The organism is Acinetobacter sp. YH12135 (genome assembly GCF_013418565.1).
In the GTDB taxonomy this organism is placed as follows: Bacteria; Pseudomonadota; Gammaproteobacteria; order Pseudomonadales; family Moraxellaceae; genus Acinetobacter; species Acinetobacter towneri.
Genome location: NZ_VPBU01000014.1, coordinates 1 through 24722, shown reverse-complemented (window position 1 = coordinate 24722; position 24722 = coordinate 1). Strand labels below are relative to the sequence as shown.

At 42.9% G+C, this 24722-nt stretch carries 18 protein-coding genes, 8 tRNA genes and 1 pseudogene; 8 read left to right on the top strand and 19 right to left on the bottom strand.

What is annotated here, in order from left to right; genetic code table 11:
- Nucleotides 1-136: 136 nt before the first annotated feature.
- On the top strand, nucleotides 137-955 hold the full coding sequence (locus FTU70_RS09270; RefSeq protein ID WP_131261500.1) for a YdcF family protein: 819 nt from the start codon (nucleotides 137-139) through the stop codon (nucleotides 953-955).
- A gap of 25 nt (nucleotides 956-980) precedes the next feature.
- On the opposite strand, the gene FTU70_RS09265 is transcribed toward FTU70_RS09270, so the two are convergent.
- From FTU70_RS09265 to FTU70_RS09215, 11 genes are all read right to left on the bottom strand, one after another.
- On the bottom strand, nucleotides 981-1442 hold the full coding sequence (locus FTU70_RS09265) for a DUF2750 domain-containing protein (RefSeq protein WP_004977378.1): 462 nt from the start codon (nucleotides 1440-1442) through the stop codon (nucleotides 981-983).
- Between the two features lie 94 nt (nucleotides 1443-1536).
- Nucleotides 1537-1612: transfer RNA gene (locus FTU70_RS09260), tRNA-Val, on the bottom strand.
- 101 nt (nucleotides 1613-1713) lie between these two features.
- Nucleotides 1714-1790 (bottom strand) — tRNA-Asp (locus tag FTU70_RS09255).
- A gap of 65 nt (nucleotides 1791-1855) precedes the next feature.
- Nucleotides 1856-1931: transfer RNA gene (locus FTU70_RS09250), tRNA-Val, on the bottom strand.
- Between the two features lie 101 nt (nucleotides 1932-2032).
- Nucleotides 2033-2109: transfer RNA gene (locus tag FTU70_RS09245), tRNA-Asp, on the bottom strand.
- 14 nt (nucleotides 2110-2123) lie between these two features.
- Nucleotides 2124-2199, bottom strand: a tRNA-Val gene (locus tag FTU70_RS09240).
- A 20-nt stretch (nucleotides 2200-2219) separates the two neighbouring features.
- A tRNA-Asp gene (locus FTU70_RS09235) sits at nucleotides 2220-2296 on the bottom strand.
- A 51-nt stretch (nucleotides 2297-2347) separates the two neighbouring features.
- Nucleotides 2348-2424, bottom strand: a tRNA-Asp gene (locus FTU70_RS09230).
- Between the two features lie 26 nt (nucleotides 2425-2450).
- Nucleotides 2451-2526: transfer RNA gene (locus tag FTU70_RS09225), tRNA-Val, on the bottom strand.
- A 262-nt stretch (nucleotides 2527-2788) separates the two neighbouring features.
- On the bottom strand, nucleotides 2789-3313 hold the full coding sequence (gene elsL / locus FTU70_RS09220; RefSeq protein WP_004968267.1) for a cell wall-recycling L,D-carboxypeptidase ElsL: 525 nt from the start codon (nucleotides 3311-3313) through the stop codon (nucleotides 2789-2791).
- A gap of 9 nt (nucleotides 3314-3322) precedes the next feature.
- Nucleotides 3323-3703, bottom strand: coding sequence for a YbaN family protein (locus FTU70_RS09215; RefSeq protein WP_104852333.1), 381 nt, complete (start codon nucleotides 3701-3703; stop codon nucleotides 3323-3325).
- Nucleotides 3704-3790: 87 nt separating this feature from the next.
- Between FTU70_RS09215 and FTU70_RS09210 the strand changes: the two genes are divergently transcribed.
- The 3 genes from FTU70_RS09210 (at nucleotide 3791) to dapE (ending at nucleotide 6218) form a co-directional block, all read left to right on the top strand.
- Nucleotides 3791-4675: a DUF1853 family protein gene (locus FTU70_RS09210; protein ID WP_180060494.1), complete on the top strand. Its 885-nt coding sequence runs from the start codon at nucleotides 3791-3793 to the stop codon at nucleotides 4673-4675.
- A gap of 120 nt (nucleotides 4676-4795) precedes the next feature.
- A complete protein-coding gene (locus FTU70_RS09205) occupies nucleotides 4796-4942 on the top strand; it encodes an entericidin A/B family lipoprotein (RefSeq protein WP_004968261.1) in 147 nt (48 codons plus the stop codon).
- Between the two features lie 142 nt (nucleotides 4943-5084).
- A complete protein-coding gene (dapE, locus tag FTU70_RS09200) occupies nucleotides 5085-6218 on the top strand; it encodes a succinyl-diaminopimelate desuccinylase (protein ID WP_179988577.1) in 1134 nt (377 codons plus the stop codon).
- 83 nt (nucleotides 6219-6301) lie between these two features.
- Here dapE and FTU70_RS09195 read toward each other — a convergent pair whose 3' ends face one another.
- The 6 genes from FTU70_RS09195 to pilG form a co-directional block, all read right to left on the bottom strand.
- Nucleotides 6302-6760, bottom strand: coding sequence for a hypothetical protein (locus tag FTU70_RS09195; protein ID WP_167846162.1), 459 nt, complete (start codon nucleotides 6758-6760; stop codon nucleotides 6302-6304).
- A gap of 3 nt (nucleotides 6761-6763) precedes the next feature.
- Nucleotides 6764-11338, bottom strand: a complete 4575-nt coding sequence (locus tag FTU70_RS09190; protein WP_180060493.1) for an Hpt domain-containing protein — start codon at nucleotides 11336-11338, stop codon at nucleotides 6764-6766.
- A 169-nt stretch (nucleotides 11339-11507) separates the two neighbouring features.
- Complete coding sequence (locus FTU70_RS09185) at nucleotides 11508-13583, bottom strand: methyl-accepting chemotaxis protein (RefSeq protein ID WP_179988579.1); 2076 nt, start codon at nucleotides 13581-13583, stop codon at nucleotides 11508-11510.
- Nucleotides 13584-13629: 46 nt separating this feature from the next.
- The gene (locus FTU70_RS09180) at nucleotides 13630-14166 is read right to left on the bottom strand and encodes a chemotaxis protein CheW (RefSeq protein WP_004975527.1); all 537 of its coding nucleotides are present in this window, start codon (nucleotides 14164-14166) and stop codon (nucleotides 13630-13632) included.
- Nucleotides 14167-14169: 3 nt separating this feature from the next.
- The gene (locus FTU70_RS09175; protein ID WP_004975526.1) at nucleotides 14170-14538 is read right to left on the bottom strand and encodes a PleD family two-component system response regulator; all 369 of its coding nucleotides are present in this window, start codon (nucleotides 14536-14538) and stop codon (nucleotides 14170-14172) included.
- Nucleotides 14539-14570: 32 nt separating this feature from the next.
- On the bottom strand, nucleotides 14571-14954 hold the full coding sequence (gene pilG, locus FTU70_RS09170) for a twitching motility response regulator PilG (protein ID WP_004975524.1): 384 nt from the start codon (nucleotides 14952-14954) through the stop codon (nucleotides 14571-14573).
- Between the two features lie 275 nt (nucleotides 14955-15229).
- Here pilG and FTU70_RS09165 point away from each other — a divergent pair, with 275 nt between their 5' ends.
- From FTU70_RS09165 to FTU70_RS09150, 4 genes are all read left to right on the top strand, one after another.
- A complete protein-coding gene (locus FTU70_RS09165; RefSeq protein WP_180060492.1) occupies nucleotides 15230-15874 on the top strand; it encodes a hypothetical protein in 645 nt (214 codons plus the stop codon).
- Nucleotides 15875-15923: 49 nt separating this feature from the next.
- Complete coding sequence (locus FTU70_RS09160; protein WP_131261509.1) at nucleotides 15924-17057, top strand: efflux RND transporter periplasmic adaptor subunit; 1134 nt, start codon at nucleotides 15924-15926, stop codon at nucleotides 17055-17057.
- Nucleotides 17058-17120: 63 nt separating this feature from the next.
- A complete protein-coding gene (locus FTU70_RS09155) occupies nucleotides 17121-20225 on the top strand; it encodes an efflux RND transporter permease subunit (RefSeq protein WP_180060491.1) in 3105 nt (1034 codons plus the stop codon).
- A 123-nt stretch (nucleotides 20226-20348) separates the two neighbouring features.
- The gene (locus tag FTU70_RS09150; protein WP_180060490.1) at nucleotides 20349-22064 is read left to right on the top strand and encodes a proline--tRNA ligase; all 1716 of its coding nucleotides are present in this window, start codon (nucleotides 20349-20351) and stop codon (nucleotides 22062-22064) included.
- A gap of 33 nt (nucleotides 22065-22097) precedes the next feature.
- On the opposite strand, the pseudogene FTU70_RS09145 reads toward FTU70_RS09150, so the two are convergent.
- Nucleotides 22098-22325 (bottom strand): annotated as a pseudogene (locus FTU70_RS09145) (transposase domain-containing protein); the annotation flags it as partial.
- A 104-nt stretch (nucleotides 22326-22429) separates the two neighbouring features.
- A complete protein-coding gene (gene ltrA, locus FTU70_RS09140) occupies nucleotides 22430-24091 on the bottom strand; it encodes a group II intron reverse transcriptase/maturase (protein WP_180060489.1) in 1662 nt (553 codons plus the stop codon).
- Nucleotides 24092-24722: the final 631 nt, after the last annotated feature.

Sequence of the window (24722 nt, the reverse complement as noted above, 5' to 3'; positions counted from 1 at the left end):
TGTAGCTCTATAGCTAAAACTTGGCAATTCACCCAAGTTTTATCCATAGCCTCAGCCGAAACATAATTCAGTTGAGGCAAAATTTTTCAGCAGCTTCGGCTATACTGTTTGTACAGCATCACAGTACAATAAAATTATGCAAGGCATGCAAGCAAGTCACGTACAAACACAATTTAGTCTATTTAAAAGAATATTGAGTAGCCTAATTGGATTAATTTTAGTATTGGATGGTGCCTATCTCATCAGCTTAAAGAAAATTCATTTCGGCACCGTTTTACCTGTTTTAATAGGCATGATGCTGCTGTGTTATGCCATTTTCTATACTTGGATTCAAAGCTACTTAAAACAACATACACGCTTAGATTGGCTGTGGAAATTCGGTTGGGGCGTATTTTGGCTGTGGTGCATCAGCCTGCTGATCTTTTTTACTTATATTCATTTCAGTACACAGCAGCAAAATACTGTAACCAACAATGCTAAAGTGGTGATTGTACTCGGCAGTGGCATTGAAAATGGACAACCATCGCCCACGCTCGCCAAACGACTGGATACTGCAGCCGCGTATGCCTTGGAGCATCCTCAAAGTTATTTCATTGTTAGTGGTGGCCCTGCATTTGCGGAACAACTCACTGAAGCACAGGTGATGTCTAATTATTTGCAACAACGTTATGCAATTGCAGCATCACACATTATCTTGGAAACCCAAAGCACCAGTACGGCACTTAATTTGAAAAACAGTCAGCCCTTGCTGCATACATTAGGCACAGATAAAACCCAACCGATTATAATTGTCACCAGCGACTTTCACACACCACGTGCAGCAGCCATTGCCAAACGACAAGGATACACACAGTTCAGCATGCTCAGTGCAACGACACCACTCTATACCCGCTATAACGCATGGTTACGCGAGTATTTTGCTTATATCAGTGGTTGGCTGCTGAATGAGTATTAAAAATAAAATCTAGCAAGCAGATCGCTTAATTCAAACGTATCGAGCGTGGTAAAGGAATTTGCATATCTTTAAAAAATTCAGGTTTTTGCATATACACCTGATACAAATAATTTTTTAGATCAAGCAATAACTTTTCAGGGGCAACCAATACATTCTGCCCTTCTGGGCTTAGATTCATCGAAATATTGGTGGCTTCCTGACGTAAAAATGGAATCACTTTTTCAATAAAATCTTTCAGTGAAATTTCTTCGACTTGATAATTGGCCCAATTGTCTTTAATTAACAGTTTTGCCAGACTTTTATTTTGCCACATTGCAAAAGCACGTTGCCCTGTAGGCGTGGCACAGAGCGCCCAGCCATCTTCATACAATGCAAAAACATGCCCCTGAGACACAATGGTTTCAATAAATTGCTTGTAAATATCTTGTGCATTATAAGTTTGCGTTGCTTGCTTAGATGCAGCTTTACGTTGATAAGGATTTCGCATAAGTCACGGATATTAGTATTATTATTAAATAAAAATTCTAGGCGAATTTAGTGCAATACGCAAGAAATATAAGATAAAGGAGGATGAAAGGATATGGTGGGCGCTGACGGGATCGAACCGCCGACATTCTGCTTGTAAGGCAGACGCTCTACCAACTGAGCTAAGCGCCCTGAATATTAAAAAATAACATCGTTATTTTTTATGATGCAAGACAAGCGAAGCACGTCGTCTTGAACTTTGAAATACATTTTTCACATCAGGGAATGAAAAATGGCGCAGCGGACGGGGCTCGAACCCGCGACCCCCGGCGTGACAGGCCGGTATTCTAACCAACTGAACTACCGCTGCAACGGTAATTGCGTTAAGCAATTAAGGTCTTTTTTGTATATATGACAAGCATAGATACTAAAATATGGTGGGCGCTGACGGGATCGAACCGCCGACATTCTGCTTGTAAGGCAGACGCTCTACCAACTGAGCTAAGCGCCCTGATAAGATCAAAACAATATTTTGTTCTGATTTTGCAAAACTGTCAAACTTTGCATTATTTCAGTTTAAGTCTATCAGGCAACCTAAACTTTTCTTTTGAATGGCGCAGCGGACGGGGCTCGAACCCGCGACCCCCGGCGTGACAGGCCGGTATTCTAACCAACTGAACTACCGCTGCATCGCAAAAGAATCTGGTGGGCGCTGACGGGATCGAACCGCCGACATTCTGCTTGTAAGGCAGACGCTCTACCAACTGAGCTAAGCGCCCTCAAAAGCAATTTATGTAAATGGCGCAGCGGACGGGGCTCGAACCCGCGACCCCCGGCGTGACAGGCCGGTATTCTAACCAACTGAACTACCGCTGCACTTACACAAAGTCACTATTGTGGTACAAACAATGGTTAAAGAATCTTAAGTGGCGCAGCGGACGGGGCTCGAACCCGCGACCCCCGGCGTGACAGGCCGGTATTCTAACCAACTGAACTACCGCTGCACGTAAGAATCTATAACGTAAAGGCTTGGTGGGCGCTGACGGGATCGAACCGCCGACATTCTGCTTGTAAGGCAGACGCTCTACCAACTGAGCTAAGCGCCCTTAACGTCTTTATCGTTTGTGAGGTGCATTATAGAGAATCTTTACCGCCTGTCAAACGCTTTTCGGCTTGTTTTCAGTTTTTTGTGACTGAGTGATTAAAAAATAGGTGATCCGCTATAAAAACAAACAAATTCTGCAAGTTATTTTAGTTTTCAAGCAAAATTAATGTGCTTTTCAACTTGTTAGCTCTGCAATCTATCTGCTCAATATGTTGGTTTTTTATGTTGTGATAGATACAACTTTATTCAATTGACTCGCACCATCAACCAAGCAAACCTAAGCTATTTAAATCTAGCTTGTGTTCAGAAATATAAACCAAGGCTTTTTCTGGAATCAGTTCATACAATTCTAAAATATCGTGGTTACGCATCCGAATACAGCCATGCGATGCAGGAATTCCCATCGGCTCTGTATCTGGTGTGCCATGTATATAGATATAGCGCTGAAAAGTATCGCAGCCGATGCCTTGATTAAAACCTTCTTGCAAACCACTGAGCCATAAAATGCGGCTTAAAATCCAGTCTCGTTCAGGAAATTGTTCAGCTAAATCTAAATTGTAAATTTCCCCTGTCGGTTGACGTGCAATGAACACTGCATTTTCAGGTTCATTTTCACCAAACTTTAAAGCGACTTCATGCCAGCCACGTGGTGTTTTACCACTATTTTCAGTTTCACCAATGCCATTCACACCACTCGAGATGACGTAGAGTTTCTGATGCTTCGGCAAATATAAAGTTTGCTCGGCTAAATCAATCAAAATATCTGCTTGTGTGTATAAAAAAGACATTGCGCTACCCTATTCTTCTTCTTGCGTGGGCGGCTGTGGCTCAGGACGTAACCACAACCAAATACACACCACCAACATGGTGGTATTGGTAAAAATTTTGACCGCAACGGGCGCAGTTGTAAACAGCATGATCACGGCACTAATACTCATCATGATCGTTGCAAACCATTTGGCTTTACGCGGTACAGTACCATTGGCACGCCAATCTCTGAGTGTACTGCCATATTTAGGATGATTCAGTAACCAGTTGTCCATTTGCGGCCAACCGCGTGACGATGCCCAAGCTGCTAAAATCAAGAAAACAGTAGTAGGCATACCCGGCAACAATGCACCAATAAAGCCGAGGATGACAAAGATCACCACTAAACTTCGCCATAACAAGCTTTGCATACCACTGTCCTAAACTACGAATTGCGGTAGTATAAAGCGTTTTTTAATTTTCCGTTGTAATTCTGCATTTTTCAGCATGGATTCATAATGATTGAGTTGTATCAACCCGAACTTCTGCCCGAAGTATGGCTGACCTACAAAACCCCACTCATCCGTCAGTTGGCTTTTAGTGTGGCAAGTCCGAATATTTTATGTGCTGTGCCTGAGCAATTGCCCATTCAACATGCTTTTGAATTCCATTCAGATACTTTTTGGCAGCAGCATTATCACGCTTATCAATCACGTTTAGCCTATTTAGATTCACATCCAGAAGCAGTGTACGACTTTTTAAATCAACTGAAAAGCACCCGTTTAGGCTTACGCTTTGAAATGCTGATGTGGTTTTGGCTGCGTGATCGTGATTATCATCCCTTCGAATTATTGGGACACAGTATTCAAATTATTGATGGCGCTAAAACTGTGGGTGAACTGGATTTTTTACTGCACAACCATGACACACAGCAGGTTGAACATTGGGAAGTCGCATTAAAATACTATTTAGCCGAAGCGGATTGCTCTTTGGCACACTGGTATGGTTTAAACCGCTCCGATACTTTGGCGCGTAAACTGAATCATTTTAGTCAAAAGCAATTTCAATTTAAGCAAGCCTTGGATGTGCCAATTCAACGCCGTTTTGCTGTACTCAAAGGACAATTGTATTTCGCCATACATCACTTGGCACAATCATCTACAACACTTACGCCACACTGGGTTAATCGCGCTCGTCGTTTAGGTCTTTGGGGGAGTGATATTCCTGCCCAAGCAGAACGGTTTTATCGCCTACAACGTCATGAATGGATTTGTCAAAATGCTCAAGCCAGTAGCCTACCGAATCAATGGTGGGGAGATGGCTTGTATTATCGGGCGGCACATTCACAATTTTATATGTATCGCGCTGCACCGCTGATTAGCTATCCCCCTTTAACACGCTGAATAACTGTTTCAACATTTTATTACGTAAGCACCATAAAAGTTGCCTATTTATTATTCTGTTTATTTCCTAAGCTAAAAAACACATCAAAATAATCTATCTAGAGCATATTGGAGATGATCATGAAAAAAATTCTAGTGACTTCACTGCTATTAACCTTTGTTTTAACGGGTTGTAATACAATTAAAGGCGTGGGCGAAGACGTATCTTCTGCAGGTCATGCGGTGAGTAACACTGCTGAAAAAACCCAACAAGAAATTCGCAAATAATTCTGAGTATTTCACGAATATCTTCACAAAAACCACAAAAAACCTTGTTCTCGGACAAGGTTTTTTTCACGCTAAAATTTCACTTTTGTTGCATTATTCCCCTATTATTAGCACTTACTCTTGATAAACGTCTGAAACTCTCATGACCTCTTCTGCTACTCTGGATTTAAGCCTTCAGCTTTTACGCCAACCGTCTGTCACTCCTGTCGATCACAACTGTCAAAACCTCATGGCAGAACGCTTAGAAAAAATTGGATTTAAGATTGAATCTATGCGTTTTGACGATGTAGATAACCTCTGGGCGCGTAAAGGTACAGAAGCACCTGTCTTTTGCTTTGCAGGTCATACAGATGTTGTACCGACAGGCAATTTAGACGCATGGAATACCGATCCATTTGTACCTGAAATTCGTGATGGCAAACTTTATGGTCGTGGCAGTGCTGACATGAAAACAGCATTGGCAGCCATGGTCGTTGCCTCTGAACGCTTTGTCGCCAAACATCCTGACCACAAAGGCTCAATTGCCTTTTTAATCACCTCAGATGAAGAAGGCCCATCCATTAACGGCACCGTAAAAGTTGTAGAAACGTTGGAAGCACGTCATGAAAAAATGACTTGGTGTTTGGTGGGTGAACCTTCAAGTACCCATAAATTAGGCGATATTATTAAAAATGGGCGTCGCGGTTCGCTTAATGGTGTCTTAACGGTAAAGGGTAAACAAGGTCATGTGGCTTATCCACACTTGGCAATTAACCCGATTCATACCGCGTCTAAAGCGATTTCGGAACTTTGTGAAACGGTGTGGGATCATGGCAATGAATACTTCCCTGCCACCTCATTTCAAATTTCAAATATTCAAGCAGGAACAGGCGCGACCAATGTTGTCCCTGGCAATATGACGGTGACCTTTAACTTCCGTTATTCGACTGAAGTGACTGCAGACGAACTAAAAGCTCGCGTCTTGGAAATTTTAGATCGCCATCAAGTGGATTATGAAATCGAGTGGACGCTTTCAGGTTTGCCATTTTTAACCCCTGTAGGTGAATTGGTTAATGCTGCACGTCAAGCCATTCGCAATGTCACAGGTGTTGAAACAGAATTATCGACCAGTGGCGGTACATCTGATGGTCGCTTTATTGCGCCAACAGGTGCGCAAGTGTTGGAGTTAGGCGTACTCAATGCCACCATTCACCAAATTAACGAGCATGTTGATGTGGCTGATTTAGAGCCATTGGCAGAAATTTATGAACAGATTTTGGAAGGGTTATTGACTTAAACCCTATAAGATTAGTTGCATGAAGCAGAAAAGGAACTCCATTTTGAGTTCCTTTTCTATTTTACAACGGAGAAAAATTGCGTTTAAGCCGTCAAGTTTTCTTGAATGTATTGTAAATTTGGTACATGAAAGACCTGCTCACCCATACGGACATATTGGAATACCGCAGGATCAGTCGTGGTTTGCTGGTCATCATCTACCACTTCAGAAATACGCAAGCGCAGGGTTTTAGGCATTTCATTGCACATCAAAGCAAAACGCTGCTCCATTTCATCGCCTTCAATAACCAGTGCCACGCCCATTTTTTTCTCTGGGTCATTGACCGCATAAACAGGCAATTGCGATTCGTGCCATTCCACAGTTTTAACTTGAGTGGCGTTATCCAGCGCTGACAACACAATATTTTGAGGTATCAGCATTGGTTGTTTACCATGACATTCAACAATATAAGCATCAATAAAACCGGTAGATACGGTAATTAAATGTTGCAGCTCTTGCTGACTGATTTGCCCGAGTAAATTTGGACTATTCGTCTGACTCATCGTTTACCCCTGACTGACTGCTAATAATTGTTCAATATTGGCAAGCAATTCTGCCTCTTGGAACGGTTTCCCCATGTAATGCGTCACACCTAAGCTAAACGCTCGTTCGCGGTGTTTTTCACCTGTACGTGACGTAATCATGATGATCGGCAGATTGCTATGCATGTCGTGGTGGCGCACAAGGTTAGTCACCTCAAAACCATCCATACGTGGCATTTCAATATCCAGTAACATCAAGTCAGGTTTGACGTTTTCAAGCTGCTCCATGGCATCGACACCATCTTTAGCAGTCACGATATCATAACCTTGACGCTCAAGCAGACGTGAAGTTACTTTACGTACGGTGACTGAGTCATCCACGATCATAATTAAGCGGCGCGTATCACGACGTTGGCTATCACGTTGATCGCTGGCTTGTTTGGTACGTTGCGTTGCAAGAATTTGACGGGCAATGTTCTGACCATCCAAAATCAAACAAACTTGACCATCACCCAAAATAGTTGCGCCTGCAATTGCACCAATGCTTGAGAACTGTTGTCCAATTGGTTTCACAACAATTTGACCACGCGAACCAATCAACTGATCGACTAGTAAAGCAATGGTTTGACCTGTGCTGCCTTTAATTAACAGAACAGGTAGTGAATGACCCACATGGCTTAAACGCGGTAATGGCTGATTGCCAACGAACTCAGATAAGTAACGTAACTTGTAGTTCTGGTTGTCAATTTGGAAGAAATCTTCATTGCTGTTGAAGTAAGATTCCAAAGTGGTTGGTGCAATACGTACAATACGGTCAATTTGCGCCAACGGTACAGCAAATTGTTGATCACCAACTTTAACCATTAAGGCATCGGATACCGCAACCGTCGTTGGTACACGAATACTAAAGGTTGTGCCTTGACCTAATGTTGAATCTACAGAAACGTGACCGCCGAGCGCCTTAATCTCACTTTGCACCACGTCTAAACCAACGCCACGACCTGAAATTTGTGTAACCGATTGTGCTGTTGTAAAGCCTGGGTGGAAAATGTATTGCAGAATTTCGTTTTTATCTAAATTCTGATCGGCTTTGATTAAACCTAAGCTCAATGCTTTTTCTTTAATCTTGGCATCATCAATACCCTTACCATCATCCACAAAAGTCACCACAACATCTGTGCCTTGACGGGTAATGTTCAGTTCAATTTTACCAACTTCAGGTTTATTGGCTGCAGCACGTTGTGCAGGGTCTTCAATCCCATGGTCGACCGCGTTGCGCAGCATGTGTTCAAACGGTGTCACCAAACGCTCTAGAATGGTACGGTCTAATTCACCTTCAGTGTTATAAACCACCAGTTCTGTCGGACGGTTTAAGGTCGATGAAGTCTGACGCACAATACGTTGTAAACGTGGCAATAAACGTGAGAATGGTACAAGGCGTGTACGCATCAAGCTTTCTTGAATTTCAGCCTGAATACGTGATTGTTGTAATAACAAACCTTCGGCATCACGAATTTTTTCAGCCAAGGTGCTCTTAAAGTCCACCAAGTCCGATGCAGATTCCGCCAGAGATTTAGACAACTGATTCAACGATGAATATTGGTCCATCTCTAATGGGTCAAAGTCTGCATAACGTGAGTTTTCAGAACCATGCTTGGCAATAATTTGCGATTCCAGCTCGCCTTCCATTCGGCGTAACTGATCGGCAAGACGTTTAATCGCCAATTCCATCTCATTCAACGTACCGCCTAGTTGCCCAAGCTCCATTTCAATACGTGAACGGTTAATCGAGTTCTCGCCTGACAAGTCAATCATCTTCTCGACTAAATCGGCCGAGATACGAATCATCTCATTGCTATTATCCAGCTGTGTGGTTTCGCCCCACTCACCCGACATTGCAGGCGGCTCTGTACCATCACCCTGAACAAACTCATAACTACGGCTTGGCGATAACAAGTCGGTATGCGTTAAACGCTCAGGCAATTGTGCAGATACATCCACAAACTGCATTGCCGACAAGCTAGATTTTAAGCTGTCATAATTGCTGTAATCTGCTTTGAAAATTGCATCACGTAACCACGCTAACGTGGTTTGCAACAAGGCATCATAAACATTTGAGTTAAATTGATGCACAGCAAACTGTTCAAAGGCACTTTCAAGTTGATAGGCGATTTGCGCAACAGACTCAATTTCAGCCATACGTGCACCGCCTTTTAAGCTGTGCGCCGCACGTTGTAATTGAAGCAAGATACTTCGGTCACTACGCTGCTCAAACCATTGTTTCAAGCGCTGATCTGCAGCATCCAAAATTTCTTCCGCTTCTTCTCTGAAAGTCTCAACCACAATTGAATGTAATTGCTCATCTTCAGATTCAGCACTTGCTTCAAGACTTGCAGTTTCTGTGATCGGTTCAAATGCCGCAGCAGCGGTGTCTTCAAGATGTGCATCATCAGCAATAACTGCGTCATCTTCAGCTAAATCTGCAGTTGTATCTTGCAACGCTTTTACCGCCAACTCAGGCTGTGCATCAACCTCTTCTACTGCCTCAATAGTCTGTTCAGGCTGCGCTGCGGTTGTCGCACTTGCAACTGACACATCTGCATCGCCTTGTGCCAAGCTAACAATGTTGCCTAAAATTGCAATCGACTCTGGCGCAGCATAGTCCACACGCTCATCACGAATGGTCTGAATACGGTCTGCAATATCATCTTGCACCAAACGAATAATTTGAATTAACGCAGGTGAAACAACAATTTGGTTGTTAATGATACGCTCGTAAATCGACTCAAGGTTGTGTGCAATTAAACCAATATGCGTCGCAGAAATCATATTTGCACCACCTTTTAAAGTGTGCAAATAACGCATTAAGTTATTTAACGCCGAAGTATCGCTGGCGTCTTTTGACCAAGTATTGACATCTTCATCCATACCCACCAAAAGCTCTTCTGCTTCTTCCAAGAAGATATCCAGCAAGTCAGGATCGAAGTCTTTGTTGGCATCATCGGCATGCATGTTTTGTTGATCTGATGCAATACGTTGTGACAATTGCGCCAAATTCACTGTGCCCGAATTTTCGCTAGCAACTGCAGCAGGCACCGCTTCAGGTTCTGCAACAACTGTTGTTTCTACAGCATTGTCGCTCACTGATGTTTCAGCATCTTCAAGTGCAATTGCATCAATGTCTTGCTGCACAAATGCAGTTAAGTCATTTAAGGTTTTCTGAATGTCTTCTGTAACCGTAACACGCTGTCCCGCAGCCAAGGTATCGAATAAATGAATAAACTCTTGGTGCGCCTGTGCAAATAACTCATAACCATATTCAGAGTTAAGCAAGATTGGCTTGGCTAAAACACTGTCGTAAGCGGCTTTAAGTTCTTCAGTAAATTGATGGATACCCACAGACGCACGGTTATCGGTATGCTCTACCAATAATTGTGCTTGTGCACTGAGTTCTTCTAAATAGCTTGGGAATTGCGCTTGCGCCAATTTATCAAATTCAAATTCGGCATCAAGTAAACGATCAATATTCAGTTCGATTAGCTTCGATACTAAACCTTGAGGATTAGAGTCTTCTGTATCGCTGGTGCTAAAGCCGTAGCTATCCCATGCTTTATTAAAAGTTGCATAGATTACATCTAAACCATCACAGTGACCTTGACGAAGTACATGCAGATAATCACGGACAAATTCTGCATATTGCACCAACAGCGCAGTTTCTTTAGAGGTGGATTCAATTTCATCTTGCACAAATGTTTTAAACAAGTTTTCAACTTTAGAACTGGCTTGAAAAACTTGATCAATTTGCGCCATAGACGAACTGCCGCGCAGTGTATGTAAAGCACGAATTAAGCCATTATAGTCTTGTGAGTGAATCTGATCTTGCGCCAAGAACTGATCAATTGTTGCTAAATGCTCTTCAGCTTCTTCCACAAAAATAGCCAGAGTTTCAGCCAATAGGCTCGCATCAGCAGCCTCTTCTTGTGCAACTTCTGTCTGCGGCATTTCTTCAGCAGTTATTACATCTTCAGATGATTCAACTGCTGTGACTACTGCTGTTTCAACTGCAGCATCCGCCAATTCTAGTCCTGTCGGCATATCAGTGGCAGTCAGTTGATCCGCTAAAATCAGCAACTCTTCCAATGCAGGTTCAGGACTTTGGTTTTGCTGTAATTGTTGTCCTAAAAGCACTAATGGGCGTAAATCAAGATCAATTAAACCGACTTGTTTAAAAATTGGATAAAGCTTGTATTGATAAATATTTAAAACAGTTTTTGCGTATTTTTGAATATCAGTATTGAGTGTTACCGCACCCGAAAGCACACGGTTTAAAGTATCTTCAACCGTCCATGCCAATTCGCCCGCAGACTTCGCACCCACCATGCGACCCGAGCCTTTTAAAGTGTGAAAGTGACGACGAATAGTCACTAAAGTTTCTTGATCTGTTGGGTTCGCAAACCAAGTAGTAAATAATGGATTTAATTCTTCGAAGATTTCTTCAATTTCTTCGACAAAAATTTCAAGAATTTCCGCATCTTGCTCAAGATAACTATCTTCAGGAAGCGTCATTGTTTCGACTAAATTTTTTAATATTTCTTTCATAGCTAAGGCTTCTTACGTTTTCAGCACCAAAAGGCACTTCAACTTAATTGTAACCATCCTGAATGCCCCTAACCCAAAAGTTAAGTTCATCTTTGCGATGCTTTATCTCTGAATGATGGTGTACCCATAACTGTGTATAGGTACACCTTTCCCCAAGCTGGAATCCCGCTTATTCAGGTAGTTTAAAGTCAGTTACAGATTCACGTAATGATTCTGCCATGTTGGCCAACTCAGATACCGAACGTGCAGTATCGAAAGTTGCACTGGTCGTTTGCGAGGTAATTTCCTGTACAACGTTCATCGTGGTTGCAATGTGACCTGCAGAAGCAGACTGAAGTTTTGCAGCATCCGAAATGTTAGAAATCAATTTCGCAAGGTTGGTCGATACCGTTTGAATCTCATCCAGTGCAACACCCGCATCTTTAGATAAGTTCGCACCACGCACAACTTCGGATGTGGTTTGTTCCATCGAAATTACGGCTTCGTTGGTATCGGTCTGAATGGTTTTAACCAGTGTTTCAATCTGCTTGGTTGCAGATGCTGAACGTTCCGCTAGACGCTGTACCTCGTCGGCTACGACTGCGAAACCACGACCTGCTTCACCCGCCATAGACGCCTGAATTGCTGCGTTTAATGCCAAGATGTTAGTTTGGTCGGCAATATCGTTAATCAAGGCAACGATGTTACCAATCTCTTGTGAAGATTCACCCAAACGCTTAATACGTTTAGAGGTTTCTTGAATCTGCTCACGAATGATATCCATACCTTCAATTGAACGGTTTACAACGTCTGCACCATTCGATGCAATATGTACTGAACGTTCTGCTACCGCTGCTGATTCTTCAGCGTTGGCAGATACTTGGTCAATCGACATTGCCATTTCGTTAATTGCGGCAGATGCACCTGCAATTTCTTGCGCCTGATGCTCAGATGCTTCAGCAAGCTGGTTGGTAATGTTCTGTGTGGTTGCCGTATATTGTGCAACTTCGTGCGATGTTTCGTGAATACGCGATACAAGGTCACGTAATTGGTCAATTGCGAAGTTAATCGAGTCGGCAATTGCACCCGTGAAGTCTTCCGATACTGTTGCGTATGAACGTAAGTCACCATCTGCAAGGTCGGCAATCTCATCGAGTAAACGTAAAATCGCGTTCTGGTTACGGTCATATTCATCTTGTAGACGAACCACGCGAGTTTTATCGGCTTCACCACGTAAGTTCAAGAGTTTGAATACACAGAATAAGAACGCAAGTAATGCTGCAATTAAGCCAATTGCAGGAATTGCAATAGACCAACCTGAACCGCTAGACAATTTATTTAAATTGGTTAAAAGCTTATCTGACTGATCAAAAATAGAAGATGATGCCTGACGTACTTTTACAATTTGTGTTGAGTTATTTAAAACTGTTGCAGCAGCAGATTTCAATACATCTTCATATTCTGCTTGAATACCTTCTAATGAACTACGTAAATCTTCTTGAGTAATACGTTGTACACCAAGTTCCGCACTACCATTTAACTGTGCTGCCAAGTAAGCACCAAACGTTTCGGTATCAGCACTAAAGTCATCTGCAGATTCACGTGAACTGTCTGTACCTGTTAATACAGAACTGATTGAACGTAAAATACGTTCTGCAATGAATACTTGGTTCTTTGCAATAACCACCTGGCTACTTGGCATGTCTTGACGTGCCATTTGGTCAACCATCAAGTTATATTCAGCCTGAATACCCGGAATGGTTTCACCAATTGCAATGTTGGTGTCATAGAGTTGGTTAATGATTTTTTGTTGCGAAGCAATCAAATCAATATTTTCAGAAACCGATTTCCACTGTGTTTCCACTTCACGCAGTGTATCTGTGCTGGCATGAATATCCTTCACTGTTTCTAAGTGAGCAGCAAAGGCTTTTTGTGAATCTGTTAAGTTTTTAATAGATTCAGGCGTACCTGATGCAGTCGCTTCAGTTGCTTGACGTGAAATGGTTTGTGACAACAGACGTAAATCACCCAAACTACGGGTAAAATCGTTATTACGCGGCACGCTATAAAAAAGGTATAACAACAGGAAAAGCGATAAGATGATACAAAAAGCTGCGCCTAAAATAAGTGGCTTAGATTTTTCTGTTTCGCCAAATACACTCGCAAACTCTTCTGTTCGCGCCTGTAATTTTGCAAAAAAACCTGGACCACTTGCTTTACGGACGGTTTCTTCGCCTGAATTTTTCTTTTTAAGTTTAAAGCCCATGCAGCTTCTCCCCGATTGACGCCTTCATTTTTTAGGTGCGCGACAGTTAATTTATAAATTTTATAGATGCGTTCATGTATTTTGGGTTTTGCAATAAACGACTAAATAAGAAAACATGCCATTGTTGGTTATGTTGGTGAAAATACCCCTGACAATATTCTTGTAAATTACTATCTAAATCATTGTGTTTAGAAAAGAAACTTTTCTTATTAAAGTGCTGTATACCCAAAACTTGATCTACAACTAAACCGACATAATGGTCATTATGACTAATACACATTACTTTTTGAGTAGGTGAATATTGGCTGCTTTGCCCAGAAACATAATGTGCCAAATCTGAAACTGAAAGTAATCTTCCGCGAATATTCGCTAAACCTACTACCCAAGGTTGGGTATTTGGCACTGGCGTATATTTCGGTGGATAAATAACCTCAGAAACTTCTCCTAATGGAGCAACGAAATATTGCCCCATCATCTCAAAAGCAATGCCTGACCAGCGGTTTACCTCATTTTCGGTACTAACGTAGTTTTTGTTTCCACGTTTAGATAACCGAAGCAATTCAATAAAACCATTTGCAGCCATAGCTTATCCTGCATTAAGGTGTTGATTAATCACATCAATTAATTGTTTTTCGTCAACAGGCTTAGTTAAGTAATCGCTTGCACCTTGGCGTTTTCCCCAAACACGATCAGTTGCCTGATCTTTGGTACTCACAATTACAATTGGAATGTGTTTAGTGGTATCACCACGCGAAATTTGACGTGTTGCCTGAAAGCCATTCACGCCTGGCATAACCACATCCATTAATACTAAATCTGGTAATTCAGCTTGCGCCATGGTCACGCCATCTGCACCATTCGCTGCTTCAATGACTTCAAAACCATGCTTGGTCAAGATTTCTCTAAAGCGGAATGTTTCTGTAGGTGAATCATCTACAATAAGAATACGAGCCATTATTTTCCCCAATAAATCTAACTAACTAATAATTATGCGGTCACGTGGTTACGAATGGCGTTTAATAATTCATCTTTACTAAATGGTTTAGTCAGATACTCATCAGAACCCACGACACGTCCTTTAGCTTGGTCAAATAAACCATCTTTACTTGATAGCATAATGACAGGAATGTTTTGGTAGTTTTGCGAGTTTTTAATTAAGGCACACGTTTGGTAACCATCTAGGCGTGGCATCATAATATCTACGAATACGATATCTGGATTTGATTCTGCAATTTTGGATAAAGCTTCAAATCCATCAACTGCGGTAACCACTTCACAACCTTCACGCTGCAGAAGTGTTTCAGCTGTACGGCGAATGGTTTTTGAATCATCAATCACCATGACTTTTAGATTTTGGAATTTATCGTCCATTCAATGACCCTTCCCATTTTTGTTTGTACAAGCAACTGAGTAGAAAAATCTTACACATTGATCGTATTTTTAACATATCTTTACTTGTAGTTTCAATGAACATATTTAGTGTAAATCTACACTTTTACACCATTATCACCAAACCGCTCACACTTTCTTGTGACCATTGATATTTTTTATCGGTTGTATTTTTTTAATTCCTAATTTTGATCTAATATAACACTATTATTACGTGTAATTTAAGTAATTTAGTCAACTTTATTGTGGGGGACAACGTGAGCACTTTTTTTGCAAAATCACTCGCTGTCAAATTAAAACAAAATAAGCAGTCACTTAAATTGGGCATGCTTGCTTTACTGCTCTTGTCCTCTGCCCCACTCATGGCTGACAGCCAGAACAAAGCGGTGTGGTATCGCTATTATGATCAACATAGCGTTGCAAATATTAGTAGTAATGTGACACCTAATCATATTCGTCATGGCTATGAAGCATTAGACCGTAACATGCAAGTGATTCAGCGCGCACGTCCATACAACACTGAAATGGATATTAAAAAAGCCCCACAACGTGCTGCTCAAGCGTATCAAATGGAATCTGATCAGCGTTTAAAAAAAGCCTATACCAATAGTCAAACCGCAATCACTAAACGTAATAACGCTTTAGCGCATATTAAAAAGCAAATTATTTTCCAACAAGAACAACTCAAACAGCTGCAAAATGACCGTATTACTTTTAAACGTCAAGAAATGGAGTATTTACGCAAGGTCAAACCTGTGCCTGCACAACTAAAAACCAATTTGGACAATAACTTAAAAAACATCGAGCTTAAAAAAGATATGATTCAATCTTTACAAACAAGCTATCGAAATACACAAGCAGAATACGACAGAATTATTACTCGCTTAAAAGCACTTGAATAGTTGATTTGAATTACCTTGTCATTTTGGCAATCAATAAGGACAAATATGCATGCACATTGCACAGCGTATCGCAGTTAGGTTTAATCGGCAGCATTTACCCATTTTTCGTATCGGTGCAATCGGTTTATGTATTTTGCTGAGTGCCTGCCAAAAAACAGAAACTGAAAATAAAACAACAGTATCAGAAAAAATTGAACTCATTCAGCAAGATTTAGTGACACCACAACAAGGCAGCGCAATCAGTAAAACTGCCTTTACAGGCACAGTGCGTGCTGTGAATCAAAGCAGTATTCAAGCACAGGTGACTGCCACAGCAACCTCAGTCTATGTCAAAGTGGGAGATAGCGTACAACGTGGTCAAACCTTGCTACGCTTAAATAATCAGGATAATGCTGCGCGTTTAGCACAAGCTCGCGCCAATTTAGCTGCAACGCAAGCGCAAGCCAACCAAGCCCGCAATATGATGCAACGAAAAAAACGTTTGCTCGATCAGGGTTTTATTTCACAAGTGGAATATGAGCAAAGTCAGTTAGATTATCGTGCGCAAATGGAAAATGTACGCGCCCAACAAGCCAATGTCGATATTGCACTAAAAGCCGATCAAGATGGCACGATTACCAGTCCAATTCATGGTGTCATTACCCAACGTCAAGTTGAGCCTGGGCAAACTGTGGCTGCAGGACAAACCTTATTTGAAGTCGTCGATCCGAACCAATTAGAAATTCAAGCGAAATTACCAAGCGACTTACAAGCCGCACTCAAAATTGGTCAAAAAATTGAATATCAACTCCAAGGACAAGCAAACACATTTAATGCACAAATTAGCCGTGTTTCTCCTGTTGCGGATTTAGCCAGTCGTCAAATTGAATTTTTTGCAACCCCGCTTGATCGTCTTCCCTCTTTAAGTATTGGGGCATTTGTGGATGGTTATATTTTAGCGAACACGACAATTTCAGGGCAAATCATCCCACTCAATACCATTCACGATATCCAAAACAAACCTTATGTTTGGGTGATTCGAGATCAAAAAATTGCCCGCGTGGATATCACAGTTTTAGAACAGCGCTATAGTGACAATACTGCTGTGATTCAAGGCTTACAGAGCAGTGATCTAGTCAGTCGAGTGGTGTTCAACCCCGATCAAATTCAGCAGCAGGTGATCATTCAAAATAACCCTCAATAAATTGAATTTCATCTCAATGCAGTAGTGCAGATGTCCAATAAATAAAAAATCAGGATCGTTGTTATGTGGTTTACCCGAGTTAGCGTCAAGTATCCCGTTTTTACCATCATGATGATGTTTTGTCTAATGGTGCTTGGCTTGGCTTCATGGCAACGTATGGGCGTGGAAGAATTTCCTGACGTCGATTTTCCGTTTGTAGTGGTTTATACCAGTTATCCGGGTGCATCACCTGAAACAGTTGAATCTGAAATCACCAAGAAAATGGAAGATCAGATCAACACCATTTCTGGACTCAAACAACTGGTTTCACAATCCAGTGAAGGGCTATCTACTATTATTGCCGAGTTTAATTTAGATGTTCCTTCGGCAGTGGCGGCACAAGATGTACGCGATAAAATTTCGTCTGTCAGTGCAGGGTTTCGAGATGAAATTCAAGACCCAGTGGTGGAGCGCTACGATCCAACTGCCAATGCAGTGATGTCGATAGTTTTTGAATCCTCACAAATGTCCTTACGCGATTTAAGTTCCTATTTAGATCAACAAGTTGTACCGCAACTACGCACTGTGTCTGGTGTCGGAACTGTTAATTTATTGGGTGATGCACAGCGACAAATTCGGATTGAGGTAGATCCACAAAAGTTAATGAGTTTTGGCTTAGGTGTAGATCAGGTCATCAACACGCTCAAAGCTGAAAATATTGAAGTACCTGGCGGCACACTCAAACAAGCCAATAGTGAATTGGTGGTCGAAATCCAATCCAAAGTCATTCATCCTCTGGCTTTTGGCGATTTAATTATTGCCAATAAAAATGGTGCGCCAATCTTTTTAAAACAAGTTGCCACAATTCAAGATAGTCAGGCAGAGCTGGAAACCAGTGCATTTTTAAATGGGCAAACTGCGGTTGCTGTCGATATCTTGCGTAGTTCAGACTCTAATGTCATTGAAGTGGTAGATAACACTTATAAAACCTTAGAACGTATTCAAACCCAACTGCCTGCTGGCATGACTGCAAAGGTCGTGGTGGATTCTTCTAAAGGGATTCGTGGCAGTATCCGTGATGTAGCGCGCACCATTATTGAGGGTGCGATTCTGGCAGTCCTGATTGTACTGTTGTTTCTTGGTTCATTCCGTTCTACCGCCATTACAGGATTGACCCTGCCAATCGCCCTACTCGGCACACTCACCTTTATTTGGGCATTTGGCTTTACCATCAACATGATGACCTTACTGGCACTCTCGCTCAGTATTGGCTTATTGATTGATGATGCAATTGTGGTTCGTGAAAATATTGTGCGTCATGCCGATATGGGCAAAGACCATGTCAGGGCTGCTTTGGATGGTACTAAAGAAATTGGCTTGGCAGTTTTAGCAACCACCCTAACCATTGTGGCGGTATTTTTACCTGTAGCATTTATGGGCGGAATTATCGGACGCTTTTTCTATCAATTTGGTGTCACCGTCAGTACTGCCGTACTGATTTCCATGTTTGTCAGTTTTACGCTGGATCCAATGCTTTCTGCACACTGGGCAGAAAAAGCAAATCCGAATAAAAAACCTGGACGGTTAAAACGCTTCTTAAACTGGATTTCTAACAAACTCGACAATTTAAGCCATCATTATGAAAAACTTTTAAAATTAGCACTACGATTTCGCGTTATTACCTTATTGATTGCAGTGGGCTCATTATTTGCAGCACTCGGATTATCCAAACTGATTGGCACAGAGTTTGTACCTGTACCCGACAAAGGTGAAATTCGGATTAAATTTGAAACACCTGTAGATGCCTCGCTTGAATATTCACAAGCAAAATTAAAACAAGTAGATCAAATCATCCGTCAACACCCTGAAGTACGTGCGACTTACGGAGCCATTAACAGCGTAACAGATCGCGGGAAAAATCATGTTAATTTGCGTGTAACTGTCAGCCCACGTAATGAACGTCAACAAACGCTAACCGAACTCAATAACGAATTTCGCCAGCGTCTACAAAGTGTTGCGGGCATCACCATCACCTCTGTCGCCTCTGCCGATGAAACGGTTTCTGGTGGGCAAAAACCTGTGATGGTGTCTATTAAAGGCCCTGATTTAGCAGAATTACAAAAAATCTCTGACCGCTTTATGACCGAAATTGCTCAGGTGAATGGTATTGTCGATTTAGAAAGCTCGCTAAAAGCTCCTAAACCTACATTAGGTGTTCATATTAACCGTGTCCTTGCCAGCGATTTAGGGCTATCGGTAAATCAAATTGCCAATATTATCCGCCCACTGATTGCGGGGGATGATGTCACCACTTGGCAAGATGAACGTGGCGAAACCTACGATGTCAATGTTCGCCTTACAGAAAACCATCGTAGCTTGCCGAGCGATGTGCAAAATATGTATTTAACTTCACAAAAAACCGATGCCAATGGACAAAATATTTTAGTGCCTCTAGCAAGTGTGGCGAAGTTTGAAGAAAGTTTAGGTGCAGCGCAAATCAACCGCCGTGATTTGGCCCGTGAAGTTTTGGTCGAAGCTAACACTGCTGGACGTCCTGCAGGGGACATTGGTGCCGACATTCAAAAAATTCAGGATAACTTTAAATTACCCGCAGGTTATAGCTTCGACACTCAAGGCGCCAATGCTGACATGGCTGAATCTGCAGGTTATGCACTGACTGCAATTACCCTGTCTATTGTGTTTATTTATATTGTTTTAGGTTCGCAATTCAACAGTTTCATTCACCCCGCAGCAATTATGGCTTCCCTACCTTTATCGTTGATTGGAGTATTCTTGGCACTGTTTATTTTTAACTCGACCATGAACCTGTTTTCTATTATCGGTATTATTATGCTGATGGGATTGGTCACCAAAAATGCGATTTTACTAATTGATTTTATTAAAAAAGCCATGGATCAGGGCGATTCACGTTATGATGCAATTATAGCTGCAGGGAAAACCCGTTTACGCCCTATTTTAATGACCACCAGTGCAATGGTGATGGGGATGGTGCCACTCGCACTTGGCTTGGGTGAAGGCGGCGAACAAAGTGCGCCTATGGCACACGCAGTCATTGGCGGTGTAATTACATCCACCCTACTCACCTTGGTGGTCGTACCTGTCATTTTCACTTACTTAGATGATTTTAAGAATTTTATGTTACGCCAAACGCGTAAACTGATTTCTTAAAATCTCACGCAAAGTCACACAATCGTTCGGGCTAAATTTTAACGCAAGTTTAGCCCGATTTTTATTGTATAATCTGGCTTTGAAAAAACTCCATTTAACGCTTCACTTTTTAGGACAGTTTCCATGCGCGCGAGTCGCTTTTTATTTGCTACGTTAAGAGAAACCCCAAACGATGCCGAGGTGATTTCTCACCAGCTGATGTTACGTGCGGGTATGATTCGTAAATTGGCTTCAGGTTTATATACTTGGCTGCCAATGGGTGTGCGTGTGCTAAATAAAGTTGAAGCCATTGTTCGTGAAGAAATGAATCGCGCAGGTGCTTTAGAAACTTTTATGCCTGTCACTCAGCCTGCCTCACTTTGGGAAGAATCAGGGCGTTATGTGCAATACGGTCCTGAATTACTACGCTTTAAAGATCGCCACGACAATCCTTTTGTACTTGGCCCAACACATGAAGAAGTCATTACCGATTTGGCGCGTAATGAATTAAAAAGCTATAAGCAATTGCCAATCAACTTCTATCAAATTCAAACTAAATTCCGTGACGAAATTCGCCCACGTTTTGGGGTAATGCGTTCACGCGAATTTATTATGAAAGATGCTTATTCTTTCCATACCGATCAAGCTTCTTTACAAAAAACCTATGATGTGATGTACGACACCTACTGCCGTATTTTCTCGCGCCTAGGTTTAGACTTCCGCCCAGTACAAGCTGATACAGGTTCTATTGGTGGTTCTGGTTCACATGAATTCCACGTTCTGGCTTCAAGCGGTGAAGATGATATCGCCTTCTCTACCGAATCTGATTATGCAGCCAATATTGAAATGGCTGAAGCTATTTTGGTGGGTGAACGTGCTGCTGCAACGCAAGAACTCAACATTGTAGATACACCAAATCAAAAAACCATTGCGGAAGTTTCTGCATTTTTAGGTACAAATAGCAACCAATCAGTCAAAGCGCTCTTGGTTCAAGGTATTGCAGATGAAACAGGTCAAGTGCCTGTGATTGCATTATTCCTGCGCGGTGACCATGAACTCAACGAAATTAAAGCAGAAAAGCATCCACAGATTGCTGCACCACTTACTTTTGCAACCGATGCACAAATTGCAGCTTTAGGTTTAACTGCTGGTTTTGTTGGTCCACAAGGTTTGGTTGAAAAAGGCATAACAGTGATTGTAGACCGTGCTGCATCGATATTGTCTGACTTCGTTGCAGGTGCAAACCAAGTTGATCAACACGCAACAGGTGTGAACTGGGAACGCGATGCACAATATACTGAAGTTTACGATTTACGTAACGTCGTTGAGGGCGATCCATCTCCAGATGGCAAAGGAACTCTACAAATTAAACGCGGTATTGAAGTCGGTCATATCTTCCAGCTTGGTACTAAATACTCAGAAGCGTTAGGCTGCAAAGTATTAGGTGAAGATGGCAAACCGTTTACTGTTACCATGGGATGCTATGGGATTGGAGTAACACGTGTCGTTGCCTCTGCCATTGAACAAAATTTTGATGATAAAGGGATTATTTGGCCTGCAGCCATCGCACCATTTGAAATTGCGATTGTACCAATGAACGCACATAAATCACCTCGCACATTAGAAGCAGCAGAAGCACTTTATGCTGAACTTCAAGCTGCGGGTTATGATGTATTACTGGATGATCGTAATGAACGTCCTGGGGTGAAATTCTCTGACCTTGAGCTTACAGGTATTCCGCACCGTATTGTGATTGGTGAGAAAGGTTTAGATGCAGGTACTTTTGAATATAAAGGTCGTCGTGATGCTGAATCTAGCAACCTAACGAAAGAAGAATTACTCATCAAAATTGCCAAATAAGAGTAAGCGTCCGCTGAATCCCATACCTATTTTTTAATTCGATTTAGGTTTCCAGCAGTGCGGCAGCAATTCTTCAATTTGGGTCACTTTGTGTGTCGGTAACCTTTTCAGCACATCACTTAAATAGGCATACGGATCCAAGCCATTCAGCTTTGCTGACTGGATTAAAGTCATGATGTTTGCCGCTCGCTGACCACTGCGCAGCGAACCTGCAAACAGCCAGTTCTTGCGTCCCAACGCCCAGGGACGCATCTGATTGTCGGGTAGTCAGACGCAGTTACCTACGTCCAACCCCCTAAGAACCGTGCATGCGAGTTTCCCAGCACACGGCTCAAGCCTCTGCTAAGGCGCCATTCGGCACCCGGTTATACATCGTTGACATTGGCAAACTGAACACTCCTCGGACAATACAGATGGTAAATCTCAAGATTAGCAACTGCATCCGTTCCACCATGACTTAGCTTCACAATATGACGGCTGTGCCATGGTGTATCTTTGGTGACTGGTTTAAGACAGGCGCAGCAGCGACCACCTTGTTTTAGCCACACCCGATACAGCTTGGCTCGCCCCTTTGCGGAGACCAGCATTCTTTTACCCCATCGGGATTCGAAGTACTCATCCCATGCGGGGTCATGAGGGTTAGCAGCAGCCTTGATCTTGATATGTCGCACAATTGGCGTGTCCGAGGCAGACACTAATGTGTATTGTCGCTTCCGACCATCAGCGGACTGTTCATCACATGAGAACACCCATCGACGCGCTCCTTGTACTTTGAAATACCGATCTTTGACCCATCGGAGTGTCTTGCGAGGGTGGCGACGTACAGCCCATCGCCAGAGCATTTCCCACACTGCGTTGTCTACCTGGTTGAAAACCTTCTTGGCAACGACATGACTATGATAGTTGGCCCAACCCCTTAGAATCGGGTTGAGCAAACCGATCAAAGTGGCCTGTCGTGTCGCTTTGTTTGCATTGATTAATGCTCGCAGCTTGTCAAGATGAGCGCTGATGTTTGCCTTTGACGGCTTGATCAGTAGCTTGCCGTTGTACTTACGTACGTTCCAGCCAAGAAAATCGAACCCGTTCCCTATGTGCGTGATTTTGGTCTTTTCCTGAGAGAGCACGAGACCGCGCTCCGCCAGAAATTCAACCACGGCAGGGCGAACTTCATTTTCGAGCCACTCTTTAGAATACCCCGTGATGATGAAATCATCCGCATACCGTACCAGTTGCAGCTTTTTGCCTGTCCATTTGGCGTTAGGGAACCTCTTCGCCAGCATCGTTTCCAGTCCGTCCAAGGTCATGTTGGCCAACACCGGGGAGATAATACCTCCTTGCGGTGTTCCGGAAAGACTGGGAAACAGCTTGCTTTGGTAGACGTAACCGGCTTTGAGCCATTTCCGTAGAATCACCTTGTCCATTGGGAGGTTGGTGATCATCCAGTCATGGCTGATATTGTCGAAACAGCCTTGAATGTCACCCTCTAGCACCCACTCCGCACTTACTTTTCTTGACAGCACACCAAAGCACTGTGCTGCAGCATCCGCGGTTGAGCGTTGTGGTCTGAATCCATAAGAGTTCCGATCAGCGGTGGTCTCCGCGATGGGTTCCAAAGCCAGCAGATGGAGCGCCTGCATGGCCCGGCATTTCATCGTGGGTATCCCGAGAGGTCTCATCTTGCCATTTTTCTTCGGAATAAGGACTCTCCGAAGCGGAAGGGGCGTGTAACCTCGCCTCTTCAACGACATCATCGCACCGGTCTTGGCCTTGGGTGTATTCCAAGTCACCTTGTCGACCCCAGCCGTGTGTTTGCCTTTGTTTTCAGACACTCGTTTTACGGCCAATGCTTTGCCACTAAACGAGTGAGTCAGCAGCCATTGCAGAGCTTTCGCCTTGTTATACCTGCCGTCTTGTACCGCCTTCACAATACGCGCTTGCAGCCCTCTGACATGACGCTGTACAGCAATCCAATCGATGCTGTCCCACGATGTGCTGGAAGGCGCACACGCTGATACTGCTGCGTTCATTTGCTCTCCCTCCATTAAAAGGGTTCTACACACTCTCTTGTGATGAGAGACCATAAGGACGTCAGCCCGCTTTCGCGTGAGGTAATGTTTCAACCTCTATCCAACCCATTACAGACTGGCATTCGCTTTTTCCTCGTTCCTTCGCCCGCATCACCATGGGCAGTTTTTGCAAACTGCTTTCCCAATGGGGGTAATACGGGATTTCCACGTTCCGCTTACTGAAGTACATCGGCTTAGGTGCCTGCTATCGACCGGGAGGCGTATGGGTCACGAATGCGTAGTAGAAAGACGCGATTCCCACCTCCATTACCGTTTTGGTTCGAGCGTATTAGCCATTTCCGCTCGTTCAATTTAACGATCGTTGCGCAGATTCACATGTGTTCACCATACCGATTATCTAGCCCTTGTCCGGCTATGGCTGCCAGAAGAGTACGCCTCTCACGATTGATACCCCGCACCTTACGGTGCCTCGTTACATTGTCGAAGGCGCTCTTTATTCAGCCTTCTAGATTCACCCGGTGACACGGGTGGTTCCCGCAGGGGGAACAACTTCATTAAGCGACTTCGTGTCGCACCTCTACCCAATTGTTGCATATCGGTAGATTGCCATCATCCAGATAGCGGCTTAAGG

Coding starts and splice junctions, on each gene's coding strand:
- FTU70_RS09270 (WP_131261500.1), top strand. CDS start 137: ATGCAAGGCATGCAAGCAAGTCACGTACAAACACAATTTAGTCTATTT.
- FTU70_RS09265 (WP_004977378.1), bottom strand. CDS start 1,442: ATGCGAAATCCTTATCAACGTAAAGCTGCATCTAAGCAAGCAACGCAA.
- elsL (WP_004968267.1), bottom strand. CDS start 3,313: ATGTCTTTTTTATACACACAAGCAGATATTTTGATTGATTTAGCCGAG.
- FTU70_RS09215 (WP_104852333.1), bottom strand. CDS start 3,703: ATGCAAAGCTTGTTATGGCGAAGTTTAGTGGTGATCTTTGTCATCCTC.
- FTU70_RS09210 (WP_180060494.1), top strand. CDS start 3,791: ATGATTGAGTTGTATCAACCCGAACTTCTGCCCGAAGTATGGCTGACC.
- FTU70_RS09205 (WP_004968261.1), top strand. CDS start 4,796: ATGAAAAAAATTCTAGTGACTTCACTGCTATTAACCTTTGTTTTAACG.
- dapE (WP_179988577.1), top strand. CDS start 5,085: ATGACCTCTTCTGCTACTCTGGATTTAAGCCTTCAGCTTTTACGCCAA.
- FTU70_RS09195 (WP_167846162.1), bottom strand. CDS start 6,760: ATGAGTCAGACGAATAGTCCAAATTTACTCGGGCAAATCAGTCAGCAA.
- FTU70_RS09190 (WP_180060493.1), bottom strand. CDS start 11,338: ATGAAAGAAATATTAAAAAATTTAGTCGAAACAATGACGCTTCCTGAA.
- FTU70_RS09185 (WP_179988579.1), bottom strand. CDS start 13,583: ATGGGCTTTAAACTTAAAAAGAAAAATTCAGGCGAAGAAACCGTCCGT.
- FTU70_RS09180 (WP_004975527.1), bottom strand. CDS start 14,166: ATGGCTGCAAATGGTTTTATTGAATTGCTTCGGTTATCTAAACGTGGA.
- FTU70_RS09175 (WP_004975526.1), bottom strand. CDS start 14,538: ATGGCTCGTATTCTTATTGTAGATGATTCACCTACAGAAACATTCCGC.
- pilG (WP_004975524.1), bottom strand. CDS start 14,954: ATGGACGATAAATTCCAAAATCTAAAAGTCATGGTGATTGATGATTCA.
- FTU70_RS09160 (WP_131261509.1), top strand. CDS start 15,924: ATGCACATTGCACAGCGTATCGCAGTTAGGTTTAATCGGCAGCATTTA.
- FTU70_RS09155 (WP_180060491.1), top strand. CDS start 17,121: ATGTGGTTTACCCGAGTTAGCGTCAAGTATCCCGTTTTTACCATCATG.
- FTU70_RS09150 (WP_180060490.1), top strand. CDS start 20,349: ATGCGCGCGAGTCGCTTTTTATTTGCTACGTTAAGAGAAACCCCAAAC.
- ltrA (WP_180060489.1), bottom strand. CDS start 24,091: ATGAACGCAGCAGTATCAGCGTGTGCGCCTTCCAGCACATCGTGGGAC.